Below are 11790 nucleotides of genomic sequence, written 5' to 3'. Positions count from 1 at the left end.
CGTTTTTATGCCTATGCTAAATCGTCATATTCTATCGCTACTATTTTGTTGCTTTGGTTTATTTCTTATTGTTTATAGTGCGTATTCATTGGGTGATTTTAATGAATATGGTGCTGCATTTATGCCTTCTATTATTGGCGGGGGAATGATTGTATTTTCATTAATAGATATATTCTCACGCAACCAAGAAAGTGATATTCCATTAGTTTCATGGCATGAAATAAAATTTGTTTTATTAATTATTGGTATTATCCTTTTTTATGTTTTTGCATCAGATTATCTAGGTTTTATTTTAACGGGGTTAATTATGACCGCACCGTTAATGATGAAATATGCAACAACAAAACCTATATATAGTTTTATTATTTCAGCCTCTGTGGTGTTAGGTGTGTATTACTTATTTACCGCTGTACTGTTAGTACCGCTACCTCAGCTATTTTCATAAATAGAGAAAAACAGTATGGATATATTAATTAGTGCACTTGCTTATATTGATTACACAACAATACTTGTCGTTATTGGTGCTTGTTTATTTGGCTTGTTTGTTGGTGCAATTCCAGGATTAACATCAACAATGGCTATCGCATTAATGGTGCCATTTACCTTTTTTCTTGATCCCATTCCAGCATTAGCCTTAATGATTGCTGTTGGCGCATCTTCTATATTTGCAGGTGATATTCCTGGTGCCTTATTAAATATTCCGGGTACACCTGCGTCGGCAGCTTATACCAATGATGCACACACCTTAGTTAAAGAGGGTAAAACAAACCGTGTATTAGGTATGTCATTAACAAGCTCTGTCATTGGTGGTGTTATTGGTACGATTATATTAGCGTCAACAGCGCCAATTTTAGCTGAGTTTGCTTTAAAATTTAGCTCTTATGAATATATGTGGCTATCTTTAATTGGGCTTAGCTGTGCAACTATTGTTTCAGGTTCACATATTAGAAAAAGCTTATTAGCACTGTTCTTTGGTATTGCTTTAGCCACTATTGGTTATGATGAATTTACGGGGCAAGCACGCTTTACCTTCGGTGAAGTCTCTCTAATGCAAGGCGTAAGCTTTATTCCAGCAATGATAGGATTATTTGCAATTTCGGGAGCAATTAAATATTACGTTGAGCGTTGGAAAGAAAAACAAATCACACTGAGTGAAGTGAATGTCGAAAATAACTCTTACAATATTTTTAAAGGCATTGGCGGGGTTGTTCGTCAGCGTAAGGGGGGGATTTTCCGTAGCGGAATAATAGGAACATTAATAGGTGCTTTACCCGGTGCTGGCGCCGATATTGCAGCATGGATCTCTTATGCTGTTTCAAAGAAACTCTCCAAAAAGCCAGAGAAATATGGTCATGGCTCTGAAGAAGGTATTGTTGATGCTTCAGCCAGTAATAATGCAAGCTTAGCTGGAAGCTGGATCCCATCTTTAGTATTTGGTATTCCTGGCGATTCTGCGGCTGCAATTATTATCGGTGTATTATATATGAAAGATATGCAACCGGGACCAACACTATTTTTATTCAATCCTGATAAACTGTATGCTGTTTTTATTATTTTCTTTATTGCTAATCTAATTTTATTACCGATTGCTTTTATTGTTGTCAATCTATTGAAGAAGCTCGTTGCTATCGATAATGCAATTATTTATCCAGCAATTATTTTATTTAGTATCGTAGGCTCTTACGCAATCACAAATACGATGTCTTCTATTGTTGTTATGTTAGTCATGGGCGTTATAGGCTATTTCCTTCAAGAACGAAAATTCCCAATATCACCCATTATTTTGGGCATGATCTTAGGGCCAATGTTAGAAAAGAATTTACTCTCATCGTTAATGAAATCTGATGGTGATTTTATTAATTTTATTAACAGACCTATATCGATGGTATTAGCCAGTGTATTTCTTCTTATTGTTGTTATGCAAGTTAGGGGTGCATTCAAAGCTAAATAAAGAATCTATTAAATACTCAATATTTATTACTAAGCATTTATTTATAGAGAGATACTTTTTAAGTATCAGGGAAAACTCATCTTAAATAAAATAAATTTATTTAAGGTGTTCAGAAATCAGCAGATAAATAAAAATATCGGGTGATCGCATGAAAAAAATATTAAATAAGCCAGAAAATTATGTTGATGAAACATTAGCAGGATTATGCCTTGCTCATCGTCATATTTATCGTCAACCACAGCCAAGATTGATTACTCGTTCACAAAAAGCAAATAAACCTAAAGTGGGTATTGTCACGGGGGGCGGATCGGGTCACTTACCTGTATTTACAGGATATGTCGGTGAGGGCTTATTAGATGCAGCTGCAGTGGGTGATGTTTTTGCTTCACCTTCAGCAGACTTAATGGCAGATGCCATTCGTGAAGCCAATAGTGGCTTAGGTGTATTGCTACTTTATGGTAATTACGGTGGCGATATCATGAATTTTGATATGGCGACGGAAACGGTTGATTTTGAAGATAATATTCGTTGTACAACGGTTTTAGCTGCTGATGATGTGGCTTCAGCCAACCCCGAAGAAGCGCATAAACGCCGCGGTGTTGCTGGGATGATCTATGGTTTTAAAATGGCAGGAGCCAAAGCCGAAGAAGGGGCAACCCTTGATGAAGTCACACGAGTTGCTCAAAAAACGATGGAAAATACCCGAACTATTGGCTGTGCGTTGACATCTTGTACCTTACCCGCAGTAGGTCATCCTACTTTCGAAATTGATGAAGATGAAATGGAAATGGGAATGGGGATCCACGGTGAACCGGGTATTTGGCGTGATAAATTACGCAGTGCCGATGATATTGCACAAGAGATGTTTGAGCGTCTACAAGCAGAGTTATCATTAAAAACGGGTGATAAAGTCTCTGTATTAGTGAACTCTTTAGGCGCAACGCCATTAGAAGAACTTTATATTCTGTATAACAAGATTGTACAGCTGGTTGATCAAACAGGTGCAACAATTGTACATCCATTAATCGGTCGTTATGCCACGTCTATGGAAATGACGGGAGCAAGTTTAACATTGTGCAAATTGGATGATGAGCTAGAAGCCTTGATGAATGCACCCGCTCATTGTGCATTCTGGAGGGTATAGCGATGAATATTACGCTTGAAATGCTTAAACAAGCGGTACTCCGTATCGCTATCGCTTGCGAGCAATCTCAACCAATGCTGTGTGAAGCTGATAGCCGTTTAGGTGATGGAGATTTAGGGATCACCATGCAAAAAGGTTGGCGACAAATTGCAGACGATTCACAAGATTGGCAAGATGATCTCAGCAAAGCGCTTTTTCAGTGCAGTAAATCATTACAAAAAGCTTGTGCTTCTTCTTTTGGTACATTGCAAGCGACTGCTTTTATGGCAATGGCAAAATACTGCAAAGAAAACCAACTTCAAGAAATATCACCTTCCGACATTTCACCGCTATTAACTGTTGCATACCAAAGCATGATGGCGAGGGGAAAAGGGGAGTTAGGGCAAAAATCCGTACTCGATATTCTTTACCATTTATCTGAAGCGCTAAAGCCCACTTTAGCTATCGATAATCTAAAAGTAGCAGCCTTACAAAGTGTCGATAGTACGCTAAATGAATTTCGCCAAAAACCTAATTTATTAGGTCGAGCTCGTATGTTCCCAGAAAAGTCTATTGGTTTAGATGATCCGGGTATGTTGGCAATTAAAGTTATTGTTGAAGCAATCTGATTTAATAAAGGTCTATCTATGAAAAAATTATTTGGCGTTACAGTGGCAATGGTTACCCCGTTTGATTCAAAGGATCAAGTCGATATAAAAGCGTTATCTGCATTAACTGAAATGCTCGTCACCAAGGGCGTTGATTGCCTTTATCCTTGTGGTACAACGGGTGAGATGTTGCGTTTATCTGCATTAGAGCGTAAAAGTGTTGCGAAAACGGTTGTGGAAACAGCGAATAAACGGTTACCTGTCTTTATTCATGTTGGCGCAATGACATTAAATGAAACCATTGAATTAGCAAAACATGCCGTTGAAATTGGTGCCGATGGTATTGGTGTAGTGACGCCACAATTTTTTGGTGCAACAGACAGAGAATTAGAAAACTATTTTGTGACAGTGGCAAATAGCGTACCGGATAATTTTCCTGTTTATCTATATAATATCCCACAATGTGCTGCCAATAATATCAAGCCTGAATTAGCGGCAAAAATACAGCAGCAGTGTAAAAATGTCATTGGTATTAAATACAGTTTTGCTGATAACAATACAACATTAAGTTATCTTGCTGTTGCTGAGGGGTTCTCTGTCCTTCATGGCTACGATAAATTATTCTTAGGTTTATTAGATGCAGGTTGTGACGGTACGGTTTCAGGTTGTGCTTGTGTATTCCCTGAACCATTTGTGAATATGTATAAAGCCTATATCGCAGGTAATTATCAAGAAGCAAAACAGTGGCAACAATTTTGTGTGAAATTTAGTGATGCGCTTAAGTCTGGTGCGAATATGGCAATATTCAAATCGGCATTAACTATGCGAGGTTTAGATGGCGGTCATATGCGTTTACCACAACTCGATTTATTGCCAGAAGAAAACCAACAATTAAAAGAAAATCTGACACAATTATGTAAAGAAGCAGGTATGACTTTTTTACTTAACTAAAAAGTCGTTAAACAAACGCCCCCGTTATTTTAGTTGATTGGTTGTATATTGTTTTTTTTTAAGCAGTATAGGTTTTTCTATACTGCTTTTTTTCATATTAGAACACGCATAAGATCCATAAGTCATTGCGCTAAAAAGCGACCATATTGCGCGATATCGACATTACCACCACTAATAATAATACCTATTTTCTTACCTTTTAATTTATCACCACATTGACGAGCTGCCGCTAAACCTAAACAGCCCGTTGGCTCTACAATTATTTTCATTCGTTGGGCGTAAAATTGCATAGCCGAAATTAATTCTTCATCTGTGACAGTTAAAATATCGCTCACATAGTGACGAATAATTTCAAAAGTATAATTGCCTAGGTGCTGGGTTTGCGCACCGTCTGCAATTGTTTTCGGTGTATCAATATGAATGATTTCGCCTTTACGTAATGATTGCTGTCCGTCATTTCCAGCGATAGGTTCAACGCCAAATATCTTACAATTTGGTGAAAGGGCATTGGCAGATAACAACGAGCCTGAAAGCAAGCCACCGCCACCTAATGGAACAAATAGCCTATCTAACTCGCCAACTTCATCAAATAGTTCTTTTGCTGCGGTAGCTTGCCCAGCAATAATATGAGGGTGATCGTAAGGGGGAATTAAGGTTAGCCCCTCGTTTTGTGCCAGTTGTTGCCCCATCTTTTCGCGATCTTCTGTATAACGATTATAGGTGATCACACGCCCTCCATAGCCTTTTGTTGCTGCCACTTTTGCCTTTGGCGCATCTTCTGGCATGATAATTGTTGCAGGAATACCTAATAGCTTTGCCGATAACGCAATAGCTTGTGCATGATTACCTGATGAAAAAGTCACGACACCATTTTTACGTTGTTCTGCGGTAAATTGAGATAACGCATTCATTGCACCGCGAAATTTAAATGCCCCCATTCTCTGGAAGTTTTCACATTTAAAATAAAATTGTGCCCCTGTTAGCGCATTAATAGTGCGAGAGGTTAGGACAGGTGTTTTATTAAGATACGGCAGAATACGTTGATGTGCTTCAGCAACATCTTTATAAGTAGGAGTAGGTAACTTATTCATACGATTATTCCTTAATAATAATGGCTTCAATTTCAATTTTGCTTCCAAAATGAAGCTCTTTTACTCCTGCGACTAATCTTGCTGGTCTATGTTCACCAATCCACTTTGCATATAACTCATTAACGATAGGCCATTCATTAATATCAGTCACATAGACTTTGACTTGAGCAATATCAGTTTTCTTTGCATTTATTCCGAGAAGGCAAGCATTTAAATTTTCAAGTACTTGTGTGATTTGAATTTCAACGGGTTTGTTTGCTAATGAATTTCCTTGTTTATCTAAAGGCAATAGTCCAGAAACAAACGACATATTATTTGCAGTAACAACATGAGAGTAATGCCCACCAGGTGAAGCGAGTGCCGCAATATTTTGTTGTGTAAGATGTGAGGTCATTGTATTTTCCTATTTCACTTAAGTTAGATAAAATGTACAACAAACTATACACAATGTCTAATTTTAGTTCAATTGTATAGTTACTCACTACAAAACAAATGTATATTTAGGATAAAAAGAGGTAGAGGTAGAGGTACTTTTTATTTTATCTTGAATTATTTCTTTAATAGCATTTTTTATGCTAATAAAATCTATTTTTTTTCATTTTTTAATAAAAGGTTGTAAATATTTTCAGCCAAAAAATAGTAGAAATCGTATTTTAACCGGTGATCATGCGTAATTCCTAATTTATCTATTACCTCTATTACGTCAGGAATGTCTATTAATTGTTGAACCATTGTACTTTGAATTGCCTTAATATTTAATTTTATATTTAATCTATTAGCTATATAAAAAAATATATATTTTTTATCCTTTTCAGAGAGAGATAAATTATAATCTTTACATTGATTATCTATTTCACGATGGATCTTTGAAGAAGGGAAAACTTCTTTTTCATCTTTACACCATCCTGAAAAAAGTTCTTTTTCTTCTGTGCAAGGTTTTTTTGATTCTTTTAAAAACTTGTTTATTTTATTTTTATCTCTATGAAGGCGTTTTTTTTCAAGATAGGTATTAAATATTTTATATATTAATTCCTTACTTATTTTAGTAATATCTACACTCAGTTCTATTCCATTTCTTCTGTAATCTATGGGTATATCTAAACTTTTATTACTAATGTTTTCAATTCGCTTTAAAAGATTTTCATAGCAGCTCAGATCCCCATTGCAAAAAGTATTACCTAATTTAAATTGAGTATTTAAAGAATATTGTTCAATCATTGACATAAAAGATCCCTCTATTTTTAGTGAAAATTCTGGCAGAATAAAAAACAAATTATTTCATAAATAAAACAAATGAATCTAATAAAAAAGAGGTGATGTTTTTTCACCTCTTTTTATTTTTTATATGATATTAAATATAAGGTTTAATAAGAAGAACGTGTTATTTTCCACGCTGTATAAATCGCCATTAATGGGGCTAATGCTAAAAATAAGAAAAGGGCAGATGCAGAAGAAGAAAGTCCTTCAGGTGTACCACTATTGAAACCATTTAAATTAACTATCATACCCGCAAATGCAGACCCTAACGCGGTTGCAAACAGTTGTACGGTAGTAATTGAGGCACCGGCAATATCCTTATCTTGCGTGGAAGCTGCTTGTAATATACGAGTTAACAGGTGAGGCCAACCAAAACCGATACCATAACCCACTAAAAACAAAGCAAATAAAATAATAAAAAGACTAATCGCATTTTCTGATTGCAGCATTGGATTTGGAATAACAAACGCCAACACGATTAAACCGATAAAAACAATAATAGGGCCACTCAAAATGCTAAAACGCATTTTAGCCCCTTGCCAGCTCGCACTAATTATTTCAGCAACCGTCCAACCTAATGCCATTAATGCACTCATATAACCTGAAGCTAAAGGCGTTTGCATATGTAAGCTTTGTAAATAATAAGGAACAAAGATCTCACAAGTCATACCAATGGCTAATAGTGAAATAGTTAAATACAACAACGCATGTAAAGAGAGCCCTTTAAATGTATTGGTAGGTAATAATCGAACGGTAAAACGCTTTTCACAGAAAATAAGTACACCAATCAAACCAAACACAGCCACAATGCTGATCAAATTAAGGGTAAGTGAGGAAGAGAGGCTCCCCGATGAAATCAGCAGAACTGCGACTGTTAAAATTATCAGTTGAAGATAAGGTAGGCTTTGTGATGTTGATTTTGAAGCGTTATGGTCATTCTTTGGCAAAATAAACCACAGGTAAATACCATAAAAAAGCATAATAGGTAACATAATACCAAAAGCATAACGCCAAGCGTCTAATTGAGCGAAAATTCCCCCAATAGCAGGGCCAATTAACGTAGCAACACCCCACATACCTGAAATTAATGCCATTGCTCTTGGCCATAAAGCTTGATCGTAAACGATATTCACCATGGCATAAGAAAGCGCAAATAAAAGGCCACCACCAAGACCTTGAATAAATCGGCCAATGAGCATGATTTCCATTTTCGGTGCAATTGCACACAATAAACTACCAATAAAAAATAAGACTGCGCTGGATAAATATGAACCTCTAGCACCGAATAAGCTGAGTAAGCGAGCAGACAATACGGAGCCAATAATTGAAGCCGCTACAAATAGCGTGGTATTCCATGCATATAACGTCATGCCTCCAATGTCTGTTACGACAGAAGGTAGGATCGTTGTTGCCATTAAAATATTAATTGCATGGATCACGACACCAAAAGAGAGGGCAAAAGAAATTGCACCATTCCGTCCTGAAAAAAGATCGCGCCATTGGCTATTATTATTTGGGTGCATGAGAAAAAATATCCTTCTTTCATTGCTATTACGACATAGCTTCGTTAAATTACCAAGATAAAACTTGGATAAATAAATACTGAGACGCTGAATATGTCAAGAAAAAACTTGGAATATAATTATCCTGCTCAACGAACGGTTGGCGACAAAATTTTATTTTTAATTAAAAAACATGGACCTATGCAAGCAAATGAGATTGGACAACGTCTGGGTACAAGTGGTGAAGCAGCAAGACAACAATTTGTAAAACTTGCTAATGCAGGATTTGTTGAAGCGATAACTGAGCCAAAAGGTGTCGGAAGACCGATTCAATATTGGCATTTAACCGAATTAGGGCAGAAACAATTTCCGGATACTCATGCTGAATTAACTGCTCAGATTTTACTGACTATTCGTGAAGAATTAGGTGAAAGTGCGATTGATAAAATTATTTTAGCACGAAAAAAACAGAGCTATGATCGCTATATACAAGCGATAAAAGATGTAGATGAACTAACAGAACGTTTAGATATCTTAGCTACACTTCGTAGTCAAGAAGGCTATATGGCACACTGGAAACAAGTAAAAGATAATGAATATCTTTTTATTGAAGATCATTGCCCAATTTGTGCAGCCGCTAAAGTATGCCAAGGGTTTTGTAATACAGAAAAAGAGCTCTTTTCTGAAACACTAGGAGTTGAACTGCAACGTGTTGAATATATTTTAGAAGGCGCAAGACGTTGCGCTTACCTAATTAAAATCTAATTTATTTAGCCTTGAACTGATAGAAGCAAAAACCGCGCAATAAAGCGCGGTTACTGTTCTGTCCTTAGAAATTTAGCTTCGTTTTTACAATGTAATCGCAGAAGCTTTCCAAATTCGTTGCATATATTCTGTTACTGCACGGTCTGAAGAAAAATAGCCCATTTGACAGATATTTAACGCGGATTTTTTCAACCAAGCATCTTCATCTTGATAGAGAATATCAACACTATCTTGAGTATCAACATAGCTACGATAATCGGCTAATACCTGATAATGGTCACCAAATTCAATTAAGCTATCAAAAATTGATTTGTATTTATCTGGATCAGTGGGATTAAAGAAACCATTAGCGATTTGATTAAGCGCAGTATGTAACTCAATATCTTCATCATAATAACGGCGAGGGGAATAACGCTGTCTTAATTCCGCGACTTCTTGTGCATTGTGACCAAAGATAAACATATTATCAAACCCCACATGTTCACCAATTTCAATATTAGCCCCATCCAACGTTCCGATGGTTAACGCACCATTTAGCGCAAATTTCATATTTCCTGTACCAGAAGCTTCTGTTCCTGCTAATGATATTTGCTCAGATAAATCTGCTGCTGGGATAATGTGTTGCGCTAAACTTACACCGTAATTAGGAATAAAGATCACTTTTAGTTTATCTTTAATACGCTCATCATTATTAATCTTATTTGCAATATCATTGATAAGATTGATAATTTTTTTCGCATTATAATAAGCCGATGCAGCTTTACCGCCAAAAATAAATACACGAGGTACCCCGTTTTTTTCTGGATTTTCTAAAATACGATTATAACGAGTGATAATGCCTAACACATTGAGAAGTTGACGCTTATATTCATGGATCCGTTTGATTTGTACATCAAATAGCGCATCAGGATTAATATCAATATTTAGATTTTCCTTAATAATCTGCGCAAGGTTTTGTTTATTGATACGTTTTGAATCTTTTAATTGATATAAGAAGTTTTTATCTTTTATCAATGGCATTAATTCACCCAATTGCTCTAAATTAGTTCGCCAATTTGTCCCAATATGGCTATCAATTGCTTTAGAAAGTGAAGGATTTGCTAATGCTAACCAGCGACGTGGTGTGATCCCATTGGTAATATTGCAGAATTTCTTAGGGTAGATCATCGCAAAATCAGCAAATAAAGATTGCACCATTAATTGGCTATGAAGTTCAGAGACACCATTAACCTGATGACTAATGATAACAGCTAACCATGCCATACGAACATTACGGCCATTCTCTTCATCGATAATAGAAACACGACGTAATAAGTCGTTATCGTTAGGGAATTGGGCTATAACGTGTTTCAAAAATTTATCATTGATTTGGAAAATGATCTGTAAATGACGAGGAAGTAAACGACCTAGCATATCAACAGGCCAAGTCTCTAATGCTTCCCCCATGAGAGTATGATTGGTATATGAAAATATATGATTAATTTGTTCCCATGCCTCATCCCAGCTAAATCCATGATTATCAATCAGCTGACGCATTAACTCTGGAATAGCAAGAACAGGGTGAGTATCATTAAGGTGAATTGCAATGAAATCTTTTAAATTATCAAAGCGTTGGTGCAGATGATAATGACGTTGCAAAATATCTTGAACAGAAGCACTCACTAAAAAGTATTCTTGCTGTAAACGCAACATTTTACCCGACATTGTTGAATCATCAGGGTAGAGAATACGAGAAATATTTTCAGAGCGATCTTTTGCTTCTGTTGCCTCTAGATATTCACCTTGATTAAATTTACCTAAGTTAAAGGCAACATTTGATTTGGCTGACCACAAACGAATGGTATCTGTCGCTTGTGTGTTATAACCGGGAACAATGGAGTCATAAGGTTGTGCCATCACATTTAAGGTATCAACCCAAAAATTTTTCTCGCCTTCTTGCTGTAAACGTCCGCCAAAATCCACTTTAAATTGCAGATCATGGCGAGGGAATTCCCAAGGATTGCCTTTTTCAAGCCAGTTATCCGCAACTTCATGTTGTTCGCCATTTTGAATTTGTTGGCGGAACATTCCGTATTCATAACGAATACCATAACCTGTGACGGGGTAACCTAGTGTGGCACAAGAATCAAGAAAACAAGCCGCCAAACGACCTAAACCACCATTACCTAAACCAGGATCAGGCTCAAGTTCGATCTGTTTCTCAAGATCAAGACCTAACTCTTCTAATGCCTTTTTGACTTCGTGGTACACACCTAAAGAGAGCATAGCGTTCGTTAAAAAACGCCCCATAAGAAACTCCATCGAAATGTAATAAACCTGTTTTATTTTCGGTGAAAGTTCTGCCTTGGTTGACTTTAACCAGCGTTCAACTAAACGGTCTCTAATCGCATAGGATGTGGCATTTAACCAATCTGTTGGTGTTGCATATTTGGGTGACGTACCAACGATAAACATCAGTTTATAAACAATTGAACGTTTTAATGATTCAATATCCTTATCGGGTGATAGATAATCAAATGCACATAAGTTTTTCATTATAAAT

General features: G+C 36.4%; 11 protein-coding genes. 6 read left to right on the top strand and 5 right to left on the bottom strand.

What is annotated here, in order from left to right; translation table 11 throughout:
* Positions 1 to 7: 7 nt before the first annotated feature.
* From SB028_RS09675 to SB028_RS09655, 5 genes are all read left to right on the top strand, one after another.
* A complete protein-coding gene (locus SB028_RS09675) occupies positions 8 to 445 on the top strand; it encodes a tripartite tricarboxylate transporter TctB family protein (protein ID WP_069367142.1) in 438 nt (145 codons plus the stop codon).
* 15 nt (positions 446 to 460) lie between these two features.
* Positions 461 to 1951 (top strand): tripartite tricarboxylate transporter permease, encoded by a 1491-nt coding sequence (locus SB028_RS09670; RefSeq protein WP_069367143.1) that lies wholly within the window; start codon positions 461 to 463, stop codon positions 1949 to 1951.
* Positions 1952 to 2099: 148 nt separating this feature from the next.
* On the top strand, positions 2100 to 3095 hold the full coding sequence (locus tag SB028_RS09665; protein ID WP_069367144.1) for a dihydroxyacetone kinase subunit DhaK: 996 nt from the start codon (positions 2100 to 2102) through the stop codon (positions 3093 to 3095).
* 2 nt (positions 3096 to 3097) lie between these two features.
* Positions 3098 to 3703 (top strand): dihydroxyacetone kinase subunit L, encoded by a 606-nt coding sequence (locus SB028_RS09660; RefSeq protein WP_069367145.1) that lies wholly within the window; start codon positions 3098 to 3100, stop codon positions 3701 to 3703.
* Positions 3704 to 3721: 18 nt separating this feature from the next.
* Entirely contained in the window at positions 3722 to 4633 is a 912-nt protein-coding gene (locus tag SB028_RS09655; RefSeq protein WP_069367146.1) for a dihydrodipicolinate synthase family protein, read from the top strand.
* Between the two features lie 122 nt (positions 4634 to 4755).
* On the opposite strand, the gene SB028_RS09650 is transcribed toward SB028_RS09655, so the two are convergent.
* The 4 genes from SB028_RS09650 to SB028_RS09635 all read right to left on the bottom strand — a co-directional run bounded on the left by SB028_RS09650 (position 4756) and on the right by SB028_RS09635 (position 8504).
* Entirely contained in the window at positions 4756 to 5724 is a 969-nt protein-coding gene (locus SB028_RS09650; RefSeq protein WP_069367147.1) for a threo-3-hydroxy-L-aspartate ammonia-lyase, read from the bottom strand.
* A gap of 4 nt (positions 5725 to 5728) precedes the next feature.
* Positions 5729 to 6118, bottom strand: coding sequence for a RidA family protein (locus SB028_RS09645; RefSeq protein ID WP_069367148.1), 390 nt, complete (start codon positions 6116 to 6118; stop codon positions 5729 to 5731).
* 191 nt (positions 6119 to 6309) lie between these two features.
* Complete coding sequence (locus SB028_RS09640; RefSeq protein WP_318860127.1) at positions 6310 to 6948, bottom strand: hypothetical protein; 639 nt, start codon at positions 6946 to 6948, stop codon at positions 6310 to 6312.
* Positions 6949 to 7088: 140 nt separating this feature from the next.
* Positions 7089 to 8504: an MFS transporter gene (locus SB028_RS09635; RefSeq protein ID WP_069367150.1), complete on the bottom strand. Its 1416-nt coding sequence runs from the start codon at positions 8502 to 8504 to the stop codon at positions 7089 to 7091.
* Positions 8505 to 8597: 93 nt separating this feature from the next.
* Between SB028_RS09635 and SB028_RS09630 the strand changes: the two genes are divergently transcribed.
* Positions 8598 to 9248 (top strand): helix-turn-helix transcriptional regulator, encoded by a 651-nt coding sequence (locus tag SB028_RS09630; protein ID WP_069367151.1) that lies wholly within the window; start codon positions 8598 to 8600, stop codon positions 9246 to 9248.
* An 84-nt stretch (positions 9249 to 9332) separates the two neighbouring features.
* On the opposite strand, the gene glgP is transcribed toward SB028_RS09630, so the two are convergent.
* Complete coding sequence (gene glgP, locus SB028_RS09625) at positions 9333 to 11783, bottom strand: glycogen/starch/alpha-glucan family phosphorylase (RefSeq protein WP_069367152.1); 2451 nt, start codon at positions 11781 to 11783, stop codon at positions 9333 to 9335.
* Positions 11784 to 11790 lie beyond the last annotated feature (7 nt).

Source organism: Proteus vulgaris (assembly GCF_033708015.1).
Classification (GTDB): Bacteria; Pseudomonadota; Gammaproteobacteria; order Enterobacterales; family Enterobacteriaceae; genus Proteus.
The sequence above is the reverse complement of the archived record's forward strand: the minus strand, read 5'-3'. Positions and strand labels throughout refer to the sequence as shown.